This window comes from Vibrio sp. SG41-7 (assembly GCF_014164465.1).
GTDB classification, from domain to species: domain Bacteria; phylum Pseudomonadota; class Gammaproteobacteria; order Enterobacterales; family Vibrionaceae; genus Vibrio; species Vibrio splendidus.
This window is the reverse complement of record NZ_JACJFF010000018.1, coordinates 22,016-40,599: the sequence shown is the minus strand read 5'-3', so window position 1 is coordinate 40,599 and position 18,584 is coordinate 22,016. Positions and strand designations below refer to the sequence as shown.

Below are 18,584 nucleotides of genomic sequence, written 5' to 3'. Positions count from 1 at the left end.
CATGAAAGATATTCTAAAACTCATTTGGCGCAATCCGATGGCCCTAACCGGTGTCATCATCCTAAGTATTTTTATTCTTGGTGCTATTGCGGCTCCATTGATCACCAAACATGTACCCGACAAGCGTACAGGTAACCCACACGAGTACCCTGGCTTCGTCGTTAAGTCTGCACAAACGAACCCTGACGGCTGGGTTGCTCAAAACCTAGCAGACGACCGTCGCACACTTATCATGTCTAAGAAAGCAGACCATGTACTGGGGACAACTCGTATGGGCCGTGACGTTTGGTCACAAGTGGTATACGGCGCACGTGTATCTCTGGCTGTAGGTTTTGGTGCAGGCCTTACCGTATGTTTACTAGCAACGGTTATCGGTGTTTCCGCGGGCTACTTTGGCGGCCGTGTCGATGACATTTTGACAGCCGCAATGAACATCATGTTGGTTATTCCTCAATACCCACTACTGTTCGTCGTTGCAGCCTTTATCGGTGAGGCAGGGCCACTCACCATAACCTTGGTTATCGGCTTTATGTCCTGGGCTTGGGGCGCGCGTGTTGTTCGTTCCCAAACGTTAGCACTGCGTGAAAAAGAGTTTGTAAAAGCCGCTGAAGTTTTGGGTGAATCTTCATTCCGTATCATCTTCGTAGAGATTCTTCCAAACCTTATCTCTATCGTTGGCGCGAGCTTCATCGGTTCGGTGATGTACGCAATCATGATGGAAGCTACGATTTCGTTCCTAGGTCTTGGTGACCCGAACACAATCAGCTGGGGCATCATGCTTTACAACGTTCAAACCTCTTCATCAATGCTGATTGGCGCTTGGTGGGAACTGTTAGCTCCTTGTATCGCATTAACACTACTTGTAACTGGCCTTGCTCTGCTTAACTTCGCGGTCGATGAAATTGCCAACCCGCAACTGCGTTCTCACAAAGGCATGAAGCGTTGGAAAAAACTAGCGGCTCAAGATAAAGAAGAACGTGAACCAGAACTACCACCACAAAATGCACTTTGGAGCGGAGATAAATAATCATGTCTGAACCACTAATTTCAATCCGCAACTTATGCGTGGATTACATCACAGAGTCTGGCGATGTTCGCGCGTGTAATAACGTAAGTTTTGACATCGCTCCGGGTGAAGTATTCGGCTTAGCTGGTGAATCTGGCTGTGGTAAATCAACCGTTGCTTTCTCTCTTATGCGTCTTCATAAGCCGCCCGCTTACATCAGTGGTGGTGAAGTCATCTTCAATGGTGAGAACATCCTTGAATACAGTGACGAACGTATGCAAGCGTTCCGCTGGAGCGAGATGTCGATGGTATTCCAGAGTGCGATGAACGCACTCAACCCTGTACTTCCAATGGAAGAGCAGTTCTGTGATGTGATTATGCATCACACCAACATGACTCGTGAACAAGCTAAGCAACGCGCTGAAGGTCTACTTGAAATCGTCGATATTCACCCGAGCCGATTGAGTGACTACCCTCACCAATTCTCTGGCGGCATGCGTCAACGCTTAGTTATTGCTATCGCTTTAGCATTGAATCCAAAGCTGATCATTATGGATGAGCCAACGACCGCGCTTGATGTGGTTGTTCAACGCGAAATCCTACAAAAGATCTATGCACTAAAAGAAGAGTTTGGTTTCTCAATTCTGTTCATCACCCATGACTTGTCATTGATGGTCGAGTTCTCTGACCGTATCGGCATCATGTACTCCGGTGAACTTATCGAGGTCGCAAACTCTCAAGATATTCTAGAAAACCCTTACCACCCTTACACCAAAGGGCTGGGTAGTTCTTTCCCTCCACTAACAGGGCCAAAGACAAAACTAGCGGGTATTCCGGGTAACCCTCTGAACCTCTTAGAGATTCCTGAAGGGTGTCGTTTCCAAGCTCGATGTGACCGTGTACACGAAACTTGTACTAAGGTGCCAACTAAGCTGCGCTCTATCGACCCTGGACACTTGTCTAACTGCCACCTGTACGGTGACCCAATAGTACAAAGGAAGCTATAGCTTGCACGCTGACTCAGCGTGGATAACGAATAAGGCGGCTCGACCGCCGAAAAGCAAGCAAAGCGAACAAGGATTCTGGAGACAATTATGAGCAAAGATTTCGGTCAATTATTGGTAGAAGGCAAGAATGTCGTAAAAGACTTCCCAATAAGCAGTACCACCATTCAAACCCCAATGATGCGTGCGATTAACGACGTGTCATTCAAGATGTACAAAAGCCGTGGCCTAGCAGTGGTTGGTGAGTCTGGTTCAGGCAAATCAACAACAGCAAAAATGATCGCAAAAATGTACGCGCCTTCGGGCGGTACGATCGAATACAAAGGTCGCGATATCCAAGAGATCTCAAGCAGAAAAGATCTCATGCACTACCGTGAAGGTGTGCAGATGGTATGGCAAGACCCGTTTGGTTCACTGAACCCAACACACAATATCTTCCACCACATCGCTCGCCCTTTGTTGATCCACAAAAAAGTATCTCCGGGCAACAAGAGAGAGTTACAGGAACGTGTATACGATCTTCTAGAGCAAGTGGGGTTAGTACCACCGCAAGCGACGGCAGAAAAGTACCCTCACCAACTCTCAGGTGGCCAGCGTCAACGTGTCAACCTTGCACGTAACATCGCGGTAGGTGCGGAAGTGGTTCTCGCAGATGAGCCAACCTCAATGCTTGATGTATCGATTCGTGCAGGTGTCTTGAACCTAATGGAAGAGATGAAGTTTGAGAAGCAAATGTCTCTACTTTACATCACTCACGACATCGCAACGGCTCGTTACATCGCTGAAGATCTTTCCGTAATGTACGTTGGACACATGGTGGAATGGGGCGATACCGATGACGTTATTGCTAACCCTCAACACCCTTACACTCAGCTATTGGTTTCGGCAGTTCCAGATCCTAAGAAATCGATCCACGACCAACTAGCAGGTAACAAAGGGGAGATCCCACTTTGGACACCAGTATCAGCAGGTTGCCCATTTGCAGGCCGTTGTACTCACGCGATGGACAAGTGTAAAGAGCAGCTGCCAGGGGTTACACAGTTAGCTGATAACCACTTTGTACGTTGTTACCTGCACGAAAGCTAAGCAATAAAGTCCAAGTTAGGGTCTGCGGGCCCTAACTATTTATATCCAAAACATTCAAGTACCTAGCCAATAGAAACTAGGACTGTCGGAGAATATTGATGCTGTTATTGACCAACCATATTGGCTATGAGTCCACAGGCCCAAAGCAAGCTATCTTACAAACAAAGAAAGCTCGTCTATCGAGCACTACGGCTTTACTCGTCTGTGCAGACAATCATATGACTGTCGGAAGTTTTGATGTGGTTAAACAAGGCCGCGTAGCAAATTGGCATCAAGGGCAATTCTTCACTATCGATTTCAGTTCAGTTACTGAATCTGGTCGCTACTACCTACGTTTTGACAACCTGCGTTCAGAAGTATTTGAGATTGGTAGCAACCTATTAATGAACCACACATTCTCTGATGTGCTTCATTACTTTAAGTCACAACGCTGTGGCGGTATTTTCGACAAAAAAGATCGACAAGCACAAATTCTAGGTACCGACAGATACGTCGATGTCCACGGAGGATGGTATGACGCATCAGGAGATGTCAGTAAGTATTTTAGCCACCTGTCTTATGGTAACTACCTAAACCCACAACAAATTCCAATGGTCGTTTGGAACATGCTAAAAAGCGTGCGCTTGACTAGCCATAATCCAGATTTCCCGAAATTCTCCATGACTCGTCTAACGGAAGAGGCTCTGTTCGGTGCCGACTTCTTAGTGCGTATGCAAGACGCCGACGGATACTTCTATATGACGGTATTCGACAAATGGAGCAAAGATATCAATCAGCGCGACATCTGCGCTTATGCGACTCAAGAAGGCCATAAATCAACAGACTTACAAGCTGGCTACCGACAAGGTGCAGGCGTCGCTATTGCAGCACTGGCTGCTGCATCTGAGCTTGAAACCTCTGGCAGTTACTCAAGCCACACCTACCTTGAAACCGCTGTTAAGGGTTACTGGCACCTAAAAGAGTACAACCTCCAGTACCTAAACGATGGTGAAGAGAACATCATCGATGAGTATTGTGCCCTGCTCGCAGCCAATGAGCTGTATCGCGTAACTCAAGACCAGCAATACCTAACAGAAGCAAGAACTTGGGCGACTCGTTTAATCTCTCGCCAACAGTCAGATAATTCATTTGAGCACTTCTGGTCTGCAAATTCTGATGGCTCTCGCCCATACTTTCATGCAGCAGAAGCTGGCCTTCCGGTGATTGCGCTATGCGAATACATCGACAACGAAACCAATGCTGGATTAAAAGAACAGGCTCGCACAGCCGTTGAGCAAGCTTGCCAGTTCGAAATCAATATTACCGACAAAGTCACCAACCCATTCGGCTACCCAAGACAGTACGTTAAATCTGTCGATGGTGATAAACGCGATGCCTTCTTCGTCGCTCAACAGAACGAGACAGGTTACTGGTGGCAAGGTGAAAATGCTCGCCTTGGTTCACTCGCAACCATGGCTTACCTAGTTCAACCGCACATTAAGGATAATGACCTTCAACAGCGTCTAATCCAGCTTTCACAAAACAGCCTTGATTGGATCTTGGGCCTCAACCCATACCACATGTGCATGCTCGATGGTCACGGCCATAACAACCCAGACTACCTACCTCAGCTTGGTTTCTTCAATGCAAAAGGTGGTGTCTGCAACGGCATCACGGCTGGTTTCGAAGACGAACAAGACATCGCATTCAACCCACCAGCACAGAAAGACGACATGCTTCAAAACTGGCGCTGGGGTGAACAATGGATCCCTCACGGCGCTTGGTTCCTATTGGCAACGGCTGCGCAATTCAACTTCCTAGCACAAAGTAAGGAGCAATAATCATGACTCTTTACTACGTAGGTATTGATGGTGGAGGCACTTCTTGTCGAGCTCGAATTCGCGATGACCAAGGCAAGCTGGTTGGTGAAGCAAAGAGTGGCAGTGCCAACATTCTATTGGGTGTTGATGTTGCAATGAACTCTATCGTTGACGCCATCACCAAAGCCGCACAACAAAGCCAACTCGACTCTAACGATTTTTCTAATATGCATGTTGGTTTGGCGCTAGCTGGCGCAGAGCAAAAATCAGCATGGCTCGACTTCATGGTACAAGCTCACCCTTTCGCAAGTATGACACTCAATACAGACGCTTACGGCGCTTGCATTGGTGCTCACAACGGCCAAGACGGTGCAATCATGATTGGTGGCACAGGTTCATGTGGTATCTACCTAAACAACGGCGAACAACATGTTGTTGGCGGTCGTGAATTCCCAATTTCAGACCAAGGCGGCGGCGCAGTGATGGGCCTTCGTTTAATTCAGCAAGTTCTACTCGCTGAAGATGGCATTCGCAACAAAACTCCGCTGACTCAGCATGTTATGAATCACTTCAATAATGATGTTGATGCGATCGTGGCGTGGTCAAAAGGCGCGATTCCAAAAGATTACGGCCAATTTTCTCCAGTTATTTTTCAACTGGCAAATGAAGGTGATGAACTGGCTATCGAGATGCTCAAGCAAACCGCTGCTGATATCGAAATGTTTGTCTTAGCACTACACCGAAAAGGCGCTGACAAGGTGTGCTTAATGGGAAGTATCGCTGAGCGTATTCTCAACTGGCTATCTCCACCAGTACAACAATGGATCGTTAAACCTCAATTCGACGCTATCGAAGGCGCATTGATGTTTGCCGGAAAATCACAACACAACTTGTATCAACAGGCTTAGCAGGGAAGTTATATGAATTATCGCATCGACTTAGCTGTTCTTTCTGAACAAAAAAATAACTGCCGATTCGGCCTTACGGTACATAACTTAAGTGACCTCGACGTACAAGATTGGTCACTGCATTTTGCCTTTGACCGATTCATCCTTCCTGAGAGTTTGTCGCAAGGTGAATTGACTCAAGTAGGAAGCTTTTGCTCGTTCAAACCAAATTCGCCAGTGTTAAAAGCCAATAACCATTTCTACCTTGAATTCAGTATTCAAAGCGCACCATTCCGCTTCTATTCTGATGGCCTTAACGATGCCTTTATCCAGTCACATCATGATGGGGAAACATCGGTACTGCCTGTCGCGATATCACCCATTGTACTGGCTTCGCCATACCGTGAACGCAATCAAATTCCTGAAGTGAGCGCAGCTCAAGTGGCATTGATTCCTCAGCCGAATCAGATCGAATTTCAGCAAGGTAGTTTCGCGCTAAGTAGATTCGCGCTAAGCAGCGAATGCAGAATTGAGGTTCAATCTCATCTTGCTGATAAGGCAGTCTCTTGGTTCCAGCAAGAATTGCTCTCGACCTTTGAGTTGTCTCTTTCGAACGCGCTTTCAACTGAACTTTCAAAAGACGAAAGCGGCGACATTCTATTTCGCAGCAACCCGACGTTAGATGAAGCCGAATACAAGCTGTCCATCACTGCACAACAGATTACTGCTGAATCAGGCAGCCAATCGGGCTTTACACACGCTGTGGCAAGCTTGATCCAGTTAGTTCAACAACTGGACGCGGAGAACTTCTCTCTACCATGTTGCAAAATCGCCGATCAACCTCGATTTAAGTACCGCGGCATGATGTTGGATTGCGCTCGTCACTTCCACTCAGTCGATCAAGTGAAGCGTTTGATCAACCAACTGGCGCAGTACAAATTCAACGTTTTTCACTGGCACCTAACCGATGATGAAGGCTGGAGAATTGAGATCAAGAGCCTGCCTCAGCTAACGAAAATTGGCGCTTGGCGTGGTCCTGACCATGCATTAGAACCGCAATACACCCACATTGCGGATAACTATGGCGGCTTCTACACGCAGCAACAGATTCGCGAAGTGATTGAATACGCAGAGCAACGCAGCATCACGGTTATTCCTGAAATCGATATCCCAGGACACTGTCGCGCCGCAATCAAATCACTGCCAGACATGCTGGTAGAGCAAGCTGATATCACTCAATACAAGAGCATTCAGCACTACAACGACAACGTACTAAACCCAGGTTTACCAGGCACTTACCAATTTCTAGATGCAGTTATTGAAGAAGTGGCAGAGCTGTTCCCTAGCGAATTAATTCACATGGGTGCAGACGAAGTACCACCGGGCGTGTGGACCAACAGCCCTGCTGCTCAAGCTTTGATGAAAAAGCATCAATATCAAGACAGCAAAGACTTACAAGGCCACCTATTCCGTTATGCCGAGAACAAACTCAAGCAACTTGGCAAGCGCATGGTGGGCTGGGAAGAAGCGCAACACGGCGACAAAGTCAGTAAAGAGACCATCATCTACTCGTGGCTCAGTGAAGAAGCTGCAGTGAATTGCGCTCGCCAAGGCTTTGATGTGGTGCTGCAACCTGCACAGTTTACCTATCTCGACATGACCCAAGATTATGCACCGGAAGAACCGGGCGTAGATTGGGCTGCCGTTATCCCATTAGAACAAGCTTACACCTACGAAGCACTTGCTGAGATATCCGACACCGACCCAATTCGTAAGCGGATCCGCGGAATTCAGTGTGCTCTATGGTGTGAGATCGTCACCAACCAAAAGCGTATGGATTACATGGTATTCCCAAGAATTAGCGCTTTAGCTGAAGGATGTTGGACACATAAAAACAACCGAAACTGGCTAGATTACCTATCTCGCCTAAAGGGGCATCTGCCATTACTCGACAGACTCAATGTTGATTATCGCAACCCTTGGAAAGCTCAATAAAACAAAATCAAAGCGACACTCACATCGAGCGGTTGCTGACTCAAATTAAGGTGCTCAGTTAGATACGACTCAGCATCACTATTTAAAAATTAGCTGCATAAATGCAGTTTGTTAAAAAGGAAATGACAATGAAATACGGCTATTTCGATAACGACAACCGCGAATACGTCATCACTCGCCCTGATGTACCAGCACCTTGGACAAACTACCTAGGTACTGAAAAGTTTTGTACCGTAATTTCGCACAATGCGGGCGGTTACTCGTTCTACAATTCTCCGGAATACAACCGTGTTACTAAATTCCGTCCAAACGGCACATTCGACCGTCCAGGACACTATGTTTACCTGCGTGATGATGAGACAGGTGATTACTGGTCTATCTCTTGGCAGCCTGTGGCAAAAAACCTAGATGAAGCGAACTACGAAGTACGCCATGGCCTGTCATATTCTAAGTTCAAGTGTGAATACAGCGGTATTACCGCAACTAAAACGCTATTCGTTCCTAAGGGTGAAGATGCAGAAGTTTGGGATGTCGTACTGAAGAACAACACTGACAAACCAAGAACCATCAGCACATTCTCGTTCGTTGAGTTCTCTTTCAGCCACATTCAATCAGACAACCAGAACCATCAGATGTCCTTGTACTCTGCAGGCACGTCTTACCAAGAAGGTGTTCTGGAATACGACTTGTACTACAACACTAACGACTTTGAAGGTTTCTACTACTTAGCTTCAACTTTCTCACCAGATAGCTACGACGGCCAACGTGACAACTTCCTTGGCATGTACCGTGATGAAGCGAACCCAATTGCCGTTGAGAACGGTAAATGTTCTAACAGTGCTCAAACTTGTTACAACCACTGTGGTTCTCTGCACAAGCAATTTACGATTCAACCGGGTGAAGAGGTTCGCTTTGCGTACGTACTAGGTATCGGTAAAGGCAACGGTGAACGCTTACGTGAGAAGTACCAAGACACTGCCAACGTAGATGCGGCTTTCCAAGGCATCAAAGATCACTGGGATGAACGCTGCAACAAGTTCCAAGTTAAGTCGCCAAACGAAGGCTTAGACACAATGATCAACACGTGGACGCTTTACCAAGCGGAAACCTGTGTAGTTTGGTCGCGCTTTGCATCCTTCATTGAAGTCGGTGGTCGTACTGGCCTTGGTTACCGTGATACTGCGCAAGACGCGATCTCAGTACCTCATGCCAACCCACAAATGACCAAGAAACGTATTATCGATCTGCTTCGTGGCCAAGTGAAAGCGGGCTACGGTCTACACTTGTTCGATCCTGACTGGTTCGATCCAGAGAAAGCAGACGTTGAGCCTTCAAAATCACCAACGGTTGTTCCAACGCCTTCAGACGACGACAAGATCCACGGCATTGACGATACCTGTTCTGATGATCACTTGTGGATCGTACCAACTATCATCAAGTACGTGATGGAAACCGGTGAACACGATTTCTTTGACGAAGTGATTCCATACGCAGACGGTGGCGAAGCAACGGTTTACGAGCACATGAAAGCCGCACTGAACTTTTCTGCAGAATACGTAGGTCAAACGGGTATCTGTAAGGGTCTTCGTGCAGACTGGAACGACTGTTTGAACCTAGGTGGTGGTGAATCTTCAATGGTTTCATTCCTACACTTCTGGGCGCTACAAGAATTCCTAGATCTTGCTAAGTTTCGTAATAACGATGCAGACGTTACTAAATACACTGAAATGGCAGCGAACGTTCGTGAAGCATGTGAAACACACCTTTGGGATGACGAGGGTGGCTGGTACATCCGTGGTCTGACTAAAAATGGCGACAAGATCGGTACCGCACAACAAGCTGAAGGTCGTGTGCACCTTGAGTCAAACACGCTAGCGGTTCTATCTGGCGCGGTATCTCAAGAGCGTGGCGAGAAAGCGATGGACGCTGTCGATGAGAACCTTTTCTCTGAATACGGCCTACACCTAAACTCTCCTTCATTCGCAACACCAAACGACGATATCGGCTTTGTAACTCGCGTTTACCAAGGCGTTAAAGAGAATGGTGCAATCTTCTCTCACCCGAATCCATGGGCTTGGGTAGCAGAAGCGAAGCTAGGTCGTGGTGACCGTGCTATGAAGTTCTACGACGCACTTAACCCGTACAACCAAAACGACATGATTGAAACGCGTTACGCAGAACCATACTCGTACGTGCAGTTCATCATGGGTAAAGATCACCAAGACCATGGTCGTGCAAACCACCCTTGGTTAACAGGTACTTCTGGTTGGGCTTACTTCGCGGTAACCAACTTCATTCTTGGTGTTCGTACAGGCTTTGAAGGCTTAACAGTTGATCCATGTATCCCGACTAATTGGCCTGAGTTTGAAGTAACTCGTCAATGGCGTGGCGCAACTTACAACATCACAGTGCAGAACCCGAATGCAGTAAGCAAAGGCGTTGCCTCTATCACTATTAATGGTGAACAGGTTGAAGGTGCAATTCCAGTGCAAGCAGAAGGCAGCGTGAACGATGTTGTCGTTGTTCTAGGCTAGTCACTCAATTTGATGAACAGCTCCTATCTCAAGTCTTTACTGGCTTGAGATAGTGAGACTAAAAGGATTTTCTAATGATTAAATTTGGTACTGGCGGCTGGCGCGCGTTTATTGGTGAAGAGTTCACTAGAGAAAACGTCCGCTTAGTGGCACAAGCACTCTCTAACATCATCAATAATGAAGATGCAGCGAAAAACGGCTTCGTTATCGGCTATGACCGCCGCTTCCTTTCAGATAAAGCCGCGTGCTGGTTTGCTGAAGTATTGGCAGCCAACAAAATCAAAGTGAGCTTTATCGACAAGTTCGTTCCGACTCCTATCGTGATGTTCCAAGCAAAAGAGATGGGATGTATTTACTCAGCCTGTATTACCGCTTCTCACAACCCAGCGGACTATAACGGCATAAAGATCTTCATTGAAGGTGGCCGAGATGCTGATGAGATCATCACAGAAAAGATCGAACAACAGATTTCGACCCTAACCAGTGAAGATGTCGTCAGAGTCGATTTTGAACAAGCATTGAATGACAAAGAAATTGAGATCATCAATCCGATGAACGCCTTTGTTGACTCGATCATTAACGCTATTGATATCGAATCGATTAAACAAGCCAACCTAAGAGTCCTGATCGACCCAATGTTTGGCGTGGCAAAAAACGCACTGCAAACCGTTCTAATCAGTGCCCGCTGTGATGTCGACGTGATCAACGATGGTAAGAACCCAGATTTCGGTGGTCTCATGCCATCTCCTAATGCAGCTACGCTGTATCGCTTGAAGCATTTGGTAGCAGCAGAAGGCTATGACATTGGTATTGGTACCGATGGCGATGCCGACCGTTTAGGCATCATCGATGAGAAAGGTCACTTCATTCACCCTAACGAAGTGTTACTGCTTCTTTACTACTACTTATTGGAATACAAAGGCTGGAAAGGCTCTGTCGTGCGTAACATCGCCACCACACATCTGCTCGACAAAGTAGCGGCAGATCATGGTGAGAAGAGCTTTGAGGTTCCTGTAGGCTTTAAGCATATCAGCTCTCAAATGGAAGCCGATGATTCACTAATTGGCGGTGAAAGCTCTGGCGGTTTAACTATTCGAGGTCACATCAAAGGTAAGGATGGCGTGTTCGCATCGAGCTTACTGGTTGAGATGATCAGTGTGACAGGTAAGAAACTCTCTGAGCTGCTTGATGAAATCTACTCTAAGTATGGCTATGCGTATACGGCAGAAGGCGATTGCAAGTTTAAACCTTCAGAGAAGGAAGCGCTCTACACCAAGATCTACGCCGAAAAACAACTGCCTGAATTTGAATACGAAATTGAAAAAGTCAGCTATGAAGATGGTGCCAAGGTGTACTTCAAGAATGGCGGCTGGGTGATTGCTCGTTTCTCAGGAACTGAGCCATTGCTACGAATCTTCGCTGAAATGGAAGATAAAGACACTGCAGAACATGTTCTTCAAAAAGTGAAAGACTTCCTCTCTCTATAGGCTTATAGAGCGCAGCAGTCTTGTATGGGACTTAACAAATCACTGCCTTGTTAACCCCTATAGATGAAGAACTTTTGCCCAGTACTTTCGATTAAAGTGCTGGGCTTTTTTATGGTTCATCACGAATTATCGGTACTATGAGTTGTACCTAATTAGAAAGCCAATACGCCTTTGGTATCCACTTTTACGTTGACCGGCATACCAACTTCAAGCGCTTCTGACGAGGTTGCCAATAGCTTTTGACCATGTGCTTCAATAACATAACGACAGTGGTCGCCCATAAATTGCTGTTCTAGCACTGAAATAGCACTGTCTTGTTCGTAACTAGCTTGGATATGCTGTGGTCTTAAAAGAAGCTCACACGCACTGCCAAATTCAATCTCCGTTTGTGGTTTAGCTTCAACCACACCCAAGCTGGTTTCAAACTCCAGCTCTGAAATACGCTGTGCATTGAGGTAACTGCCGCCGCCCAAAAAGTCTGCAACAAACTTACTCGAAGGGTGGAAATAAAGCTCCGATGCCGAACCATACTGTTCAATCACACCATGGTTCATTACTGCCATCTTGTCTGCAAACGCGAACGCCTCTTCACGACTGTGAGTCACAAAAATAGCCGTCACACCCTGCTTCTTAAATATTTTACGAATCTGAGAGATCAACTCATGGCGAACCTGAGTATCGATATTTGAGAAAGGTTCATCCAATAACAATAAATCTGGCTTGTATGCTAAAGAACGAGCAATCGCTACGCGCTGCTGTTGACCACCAGAAAGTTGATGTGGGTATCGGTCACCGAATTCATCTAAATGAACCAGCTCCAACATCTCTTGGACTTTCTCTTTCTTTTGCTGATCAGAGAGATCTTTAAGGCCAAAACCAACATTCTGGTTTACCGTCAGGTGCGGAAACAGGGCGTAATCTTGGAAAATCATACCGATGTTTCGTTGCTCTGGTGGCAACCAATTATCACCATCATCAATGGTTTGACAGTTCAAGCTCATGATTCCGCTACTTAATGGAAGCAGCCCTGCAACCGCCTTAAGCAAAGTCGTTTTTCCGCAGCCACTGGCACCAAGAAGACAAACAATTTCACCATGCTCAACTTCTAACGAGAGCGATTCCAAGATGGTTTGCGACTCATATTTGCAAGTCAGATCTTTAATTGATAATGCACAACTCATTAGTGTTTCTGCTCCAAAGAACGGTTAACGATGATCAGAGGAATTAAACCCACCAACACCAATAATACAGCAGGCATTGCCGCCAACTCTAGGTGCTCATCTGAGGCATAGTTATAGACATAGGTCGCCAATGTTTCGAAGTTGAAAGGACGTAACAGCAATGCCGCATTTAGCTCTTTCATTGATTCGATAAACACCAGTAAACCTGCGATCAACGCGCCGCGTTTAATCAAAGGTAAATGAACACGACGTAACATCTGGTTGGTATTACAACCCATGGTTTTAGAAGCCATATCCAATGAAGGAGATACTTTACTCAAGCTACTTTCGATACTGCCGATCGCCACTGCAGAAAAACGCACGACCATTGCAAAGATAAGCGCAAACATGGAACCAGAGAAGATCAAACCAGGTCGTCCCCACTCCATCACTTTAGCAATGTCATTGACCAAGTGATCCATAAACAATACAGGTACCATCACGCCAATCGCTAATACGGTGCCTGGGACGGCATAGCCCATCGAAGCAATACGCATGTAAGCCTGATTTTTCTTACCTGGGCTAACACGCTGATTAAAATTCACAATCATCGCAATGATAACGCCAATAATCGCCGCGACTACTGACACATAAAGGCTGTTAACCGCATACTCTCTGAATTCAGGCGTCCAACTTTGCGCAAAGTATTTGTAGGCATAGATCATCAACTGGCCAAGAGGGAACAAGAATGCAACGCACACTAATCCCCAACACCAGAACAGTGCCAACCATTTTTTCCAACCGGACAGGTCGTAGCGAAAGTCTTCACGACTGCTGAATTGATTCTGGAACAGTTTCTGTTTACGACGGCTATAGCGCTCTGAACTCAACAGTAGGATCACGATAACCAGCATAATTGCCGATATTTTCGCTGCAGCCGTTAAACTTGAGTAACCTAACCAGGTATCGTAAACCGCTGTCGTTAAGGTGTTGACTGCAAAGTAACTCACGGTACCAAAGTCACCGATGGTTTCCATTGCGACAAGCGATAGACCTACCGCCATAGAAGGACGAACAAGCGGTAAAGAGATACGACGAAAGCTTTCCCAAGGTGAGCATTTTAGCAACCGAGCGGATTGTAATAAGGAGACGTTTTGCTCCATAAAAGCCGCGCGGCACAACAAGTAAACATAAGGGTAAAGAACGAGGGACAGAACAATAATGGCACCCGATAAGGTTCTAATATCCGGGAACCAATACTCACCGGGCCCCCACCCAGTCAGATCTCGCAGTAGCACTTGAACAGGGCCTGCAAAGTCGAACCAATCGGTAAAGATATACCCGACAATATAGCCTGGCATAGCTAATGGCAGTACCAGTGCCCACTGTAAAACACGCTCACCCGGCACACGGCACATTGCCATAATCCAAGCAGACGGAATACCAAAAACTAAAGACAGGAACATGGTTCCTATGACTAAAACCACCGTATTGTAAGCATAGGTGGGCATCACTGTGGACATCAGATGAGAAAATAGCTCATCTGTTTCTCCAACAGCCGTCGTAAAAATCGCTAAGATCGGTAAAACCAGCAATACTGCAATAATGCCGCTACTGGTGTTCCATAAATAATTCTTTTCTTTCATCGCCTAACTACAACGAGGCTTAATGAAACACAAATGCATTTGCAAATACATCTCATATCCTTTTAATGGTGGGGTTATTTATACCCATATACTGTAACGACTTCAAGGTGAGATGCTAATAACTCAAGGGATCAACGACGAGCTTTGTATCAAAAAGTGATTTTCCAAAAACAAACAACCCCAAGTGACCGAAAATGGCGACTTGAGGTTGTCATTTTACTTGGGCCGAAGCCTACAGTAATAAATTAAAGATCGAACTTAACTTCATCTAATAACTTGATTGCTGCTGCGTGGTGGTCAGCGATCTGGTCTAGAGAAATTGTATCAGCTTTGAATTCACCCCATGAAGCAACAAGCTCAGAAGGTTTAACGTCTGCTTTCACTGGGTATTCGTAGTTCACTTCTGCGTACATGCTTTGCGCTGTGTTACCAGATAGGAATTCCATTAGCTTAACTGCATTCTCTTCGTTTGGAGAGTATTTAGCCATTGCCATACCAGAGATATTCACGTGAGTACCTGTTGTCTCTTGGTTAGGGAAGTTAATGTAAACAGAGTCAGCCCAAGCTTTTTGCTCTTTATCGTTAACCATCTTACCTAGGTAGTAGCTGTTGCCAAGAGCAACATCACATAGACCTTCTTTAATCGCTTTAACTTGTGCGCGATCGTTGCCTTGAGGCTTACGTGCTAGGTTTGCTTTTACGCCTTCTAGCCACTCTTTCGTTTCAGCTTCACCTTTGTGAGCGATCATCGAAGATACTAGAGAAACATTGTATGGGTGCTTACCGCTACGAGTACAGATTTTGCCTTTAAATTCAGGCTTAGTTAGATCTTCGTAAGTGAACTCTTCGCCTAGACGACCAACACGGTCACGTGAAGAATAAACGCTACGTGTACGAGTTGTTAGAGCAAACCACTCGTTAGCAGTATCTTGGTACTGAGCAGGGATGTTCTTTTCAAGTACATCACTTTCAACAGACTGAACTAGACCTTGTTTAGTTAGTTCAGATAAACGACTGATATCGACAGTTAATACAACGTCAGCTGGGCTGTATTCACCCTCTTGAGCTAACTTCTCTGCTAAACCTTTTTTAGCAAACTTAACGTTTACTTTAATGCCAGTCTCTTTCGTGAATTCCTTGAACATAGGCTCAACTAGGAAAGGTTGACGGTAAGAGTATACGTTCACTTCTTCCGCAGCCATTGCTGTCGGGGCAATCACACTACACGCTAGAGCTGAAAGTGTTAGCAGTTTTTTCATTGTAAAATCCTTTATATCGAAATGATAATCTATATCAGTTGCGTTATTATATTCATCAGTAACATAATTACAATGATGTCCGACAAAAAATTCGTCTACTCAGCACCATCAAGCTCGCACTTTTGTAACAATGTATTTCAGGGGATATTCATGTCATCTCCTATTCAAAATACTCGCTCACTCTCTCTTGAGAGATCATTGTTGCTTAGACATAGATAACAAGAAACCCCATAACCAATGGTTATGGGGTTTCTTAAACTAGCTTACTCTTTGTCTACATTAAGCTTTATTCTTTGATTACTTTACTGATACAAATTCAGGGTAAGCGCCAACACCACAATCGTGCATGTCCATACCTTCTAGTTCTTCATCTTCGGTTACACGGATACCAATTGTTGCTTTAAGCACTGCCCATACCGCTAGGCTAGCTCCGAATACCCATGCAAAGATTACTGCTGCACCCAATAGTTGAGCACCAAACGTTGCATCCGCGTTGCTCAGAGGCACAGCCATTAGACCGAAGAAGCCACATACACCGTGTACTGAGATAGCACCTACTGGATCATCAATCTTCACTTTATCTAGAGCAATGATGCTGAATACAACCAAGGCACCAGATACCGAACCAATCGCTACAGAAAATAAAGGTGATGGTGATAGAGGGTCTGCAGTGATTGCTACTAGGCCAGCTAACGCACCGTTAAGAATCATTGTTAAGTCTGCTTTACCCCAAGTTGTTTTACATACTAGTAATGCTGCGATTGCGCCTGCTGCTGCTGCTGCGTTGGTGTTAAGGAAGATCTGACCAACCGCTGTCGCGTTTTCAAAATCTGAAACCATTAGCTGAGAACCGCCGTTGAAGCCGAACCAACCAAACCATAAGATGAATGTACCTAATGTTGCTAACGGCATGTTTGAACCAGGGATTGGGTAAATTTCACCATTTTTACCGTATTTACCTCGACGAGCACCGAGTAACAATACGCCAGCAAGCGCAGCCGAAGCACCAGCCATATGCACGATACCTGAACCTGCGAAATCACTGAAGCCTGCTTCTGATAGGAAGCCACCACCCCAAGTCCAGTAACCTTCCATTGGGTAGATAAACGCTGTTAGAATCACAGAGAAGATAAGGAATGACCAAAGCTTCATACGCTCAGCCACTGCTCCCGAAACGACCGACATTGCCGTTGCAACGAACACAACTTGGAAGAAGAAGTCAGATTCTAGTGAATGGTCTGCGCCTTCACCTTGAGTACCAATTAAAGTACCGAATGAAGGTAACCAACCACCTTCACCGTTATCTACGTACATAATGTTGTAGCCAACCACTAAGAAAGTCGTACAAGCAATAGCGTATAAACAGATGTTCTTGGTTAAAATTTCTGTGGTGTTCTTTGAACGAACTAGGCCAGCTTCAAGCATTGCGAAGCCTGCTGCCATCCACATGACTAACGCACCTGAAATGAGGAAGAAAAAAGTGTCTAGTGCGTAACGTAGTTCCATTACTGTTGTCGTAAGTTCCATATTAAAGTCTCCAGTCCTTGTAATTCTTTAAAGTGCTTCAGCATCCATTTCACCAGTACGAATACGTACGGCTTGGCTTAGGTCATACACAAAAATTTTGCCATCACCGATTTTTCCGGTATGTGCTGCTTGGCTAATCGCTTCAACAACTCGGTCAACGTTTTCAGCTTGGGTAGCAATCTCTAGCTTCACTTTTGGTAGGAAATCCACTTGGTACTCCGCACCACGATACAATTCAGTGTGTCCCTTCTGACGACCAAAACCTTTCACTTCAGAAACTGTCATACCTTCAATACCCACATCAGAGAGCGCTTCGCGTACATCGTCTAATTTGAATGGCTTAACAATGGCATTTATTAATTTCATATTCGTTCCTTAAATTCTTCACTTAATCCGTTAATTCTCTTATTACAATCCAAGTAGCGTGCCAAAACGTTAAGTCATTGATTTTAAATAATATGCAAATGATAAGGTCATAAAAACGAAAAAGGCCGCACCAATATGGTGCGGCCTTTTCACTATCTTAATGCGTTGCGCTATTGTTGCTCCAGTTTTGGGCAACCAAGCCTTCAAAGCTCTAAATGACTCAAGAATTGGGGCTAACTAGCGAGTAGAAAGTTAGACCTTAATAGCCTAAAAAGTCCATCCAGCGTTCGATAAGTCGCTCGAAATCATCGATTCCACAACTTGCTTGGCTTTCACAGTTATAGAAGTCGAATTCACTGCCCTCTTCCATCTCTTGCTCATGCGCTAACACGTTTTCCTGAATCGTTACGTCATCTTCATTGATAGCAAGGCTGATCTCTTTGCCAAGCAGCGTCACTTCATTACTCAGATCCTGTCGAGATTGTTCAATCAACGCCATCACGTGATCCAGTTTCTGCTTATCTTTCCCGATCTCTTCTTGAAGCCAGCGGCCAACAATTTCATGACCCATGCTGCACTTTACATAGTACTCGCCCATTAAAGTGTTTCGTGTAAATTCAAATTCCATAAAGGCTCCGCGCACTAATGACAGATAGGGTAAAAAATGAGGCGAGAGTATATAGCGAAGTCATCAAGAGATCGAGTCGCTCGTAAACTAACATTCAGACATAAAAAAACGCCTACCGAAGTAGACGTTCTATCATTTGGGTTCCTCTAAATAGTTGGAGTTGCAGCTAGGCGACAAGTACGTTCATCCCTATGAGCATA

At 45.6% G+C, this 18,584-nt stretch carries 14 protein-coding genes; 8 read left to right on the top strand and 6 right to left on the bottom strand.

The window, feature by feature from the left end:
• Position 1: 1 nt before the first annotated feature.
• The 8 genes from H5300_RS07335 (at position 2) to H5300_RS07300 (ending at position 11,798) form a co-directional block, all read left to right on the top strand.
• Entirely contained in the window at positions 2-1,027 is a 1,026-nt protein-coding gene (locus H5300_RS07335) for an ABC transporter permease (RefSeq protein WP_004734531.1), read from the top strand.
• 2 nt (positions 1,028-1,029) lie between these two features.
• Entirely contained in the window at positions 1,030-2,013 is a 984-nt protein-coding gene (locus tag H5300_RS07330) for an ABC transporter ATP-binding protein (protein ID WP_146454918.1), read from the top strand.
• An 87-nt stretch (positions 2,014-2,100) separates the two neighbouring features.
• Positions 2,101-3,096: an ABC transporter ATP-binding protein gene (locus H5300_RS07325; protein WP_102487635.1), complete on the top strand. Its 996-nt coding sequence runs from the start codon at positions 2,101-2,103 to the stop codon at positions 3,094-3,096.
• A gap of 98 nt (positions 3,097-3,194) precedes the next feature.
• The gene (locus H5300_RS07320) at positions 3,195-4,916 is read left to right on the top strand and encodes a glycoside hydrolase family 9 protein (protein ID WP_182795725.1); all 1,722 of its coding nucleotides are present in this window, start codon (positions 3,195-3,197) and stop codon (positions 4,914-4,916) included.
• Positions 4,917-4,918: 2 nt separating this feature from the next.
• The gene (locus H5300_RS07315) at positions 4,919-5,803 is read left to right on the top strand and encodes an N-acetylglucosamine kinase (RefSeq protein ID WP_054541855.1); all 885 of its coding nucleotides are present in this window, start codon (positions 4,919-4,921) and stop codon (positions 5,801-5,803) included.
• Between the two features lie 12 nt (positions 5,804-5,815).
• Positions 5,816-7,777, top strand: a complete 1,962-nt coding sequence (locus tag H5300_RS07310; RefSeq protein ID WP_182795724.1) for a beta-N-acetylhexosaminidase — start codon at positions 5,816-5,818, stop codon at positions 7,775-7,777.
• 128 nt (positions 7,778-7,905) lie between these two features.
• Positions 7,906-10,311: a GH36-type glycosyl hydrolase domain-containing protein gene (locus tag H5300_RS07305; RefSeq protein ID WP_182795723.1), complete on the top strand. Its 2,406-nt coding sequence runs from the start codon at positions 7,906-7,908 to the stop codon at positions 10,309-10,311.
• Positions 10,312-10,385: 74 nt separating this feature from the next.
• Positions 10,386-11,798: a phosphoglucomutase/phosphomannomutase family protein gene (locus H5300_RS07300; RefSeq protein WP_182795722.1), complete on the top strand. Its 1,413-nt coding sequence runs from the start codon at positions 10,386-10,388 to the stop codon at positions 11,796-11,798.
• Between the two features lie 152 nt (positions 11,799-11,950).
• On the opposite strand, the gene H5300_RS07295 is transcribed toward H5300_RS07300, so the two are convergent.
• From H5300_RS07295 to H5300_RS07270, 6 genes are all read right to left on the bottom strand, one after another.
• Positions 11,951-12,979, bottom strand: a complete 1,029-nt coding sequence (locus tag H5300_RS07295; RefSeq protein WP_004734523.1) for an ABC transporter ATP-binding protein — start codon at positions 12,977-12,979, stop codon at positions 11,951-11,953.
• Positions 12,979-14,604: an iron ABC transporter permease gene (locus tag H5300_RS07290; RefSeq protein WP_017088371.1), complete on the bottom strand. Its 1,626-nt coding sequence runs from the start codon at positions 14,602-14,604 to the stop codon at positions 12,979-12,981. Before H5300_RS07290 ends, H5300_RS07295 begins: the two co-directional genes overlap by 1 nt.
• 245 nt (positions 14,605-14,849) lie before the next feature.
• The gene (locus tag H5300_RS07285) at positions 14,850-15,863 is read right to left on the bottom strand and encodes a Fe(3+) ABC transporter substrate-binding protein (RefSeq protein WP_017093921.1); all 1,014 of its coding nucleotides are present in this window, start codon (positions 15,861-15,863) and stop codon (positions 14,850-14,852) included.
• A gap of 297 nt (positions 15,864-16,160) precedes the next feature.
• Entirely contained in the window at positions 16,161-17,390 is a 1,230-nt protein-coding gene (locus H5300_RS07280; RefSeq protein ID WP_182795721.1) for an ammonium transporter, read from the bottom strand.
• Positions 17,391-17,417: 27 nt separating this feature from the next.
• Positions 17,418-17,756, bottom strand: a complete 339-nt coding sequence (gene glnK, locus H5300_RS07275) for a P-II family nitrogen regulator (protein WP_004738200.1) — start codon at positions 17,754-17,756, stop codon at positions 17,418-17,420.
• Positions 17,757-18,015: 259 nt separating this feature from the next.
• Positions 18,016-18,384: a YacL family protein gene (locus tag H5300_RS07270; protein WP_017088701.1), complete on the bottom strand. Its 369-nt coding sequence runs from the start codon at positions 18,382-18,384 to the stop codon at positions 18,016-18,018.
• Positions 18,385-18,584: the final 200 nt, after the last annotated feature.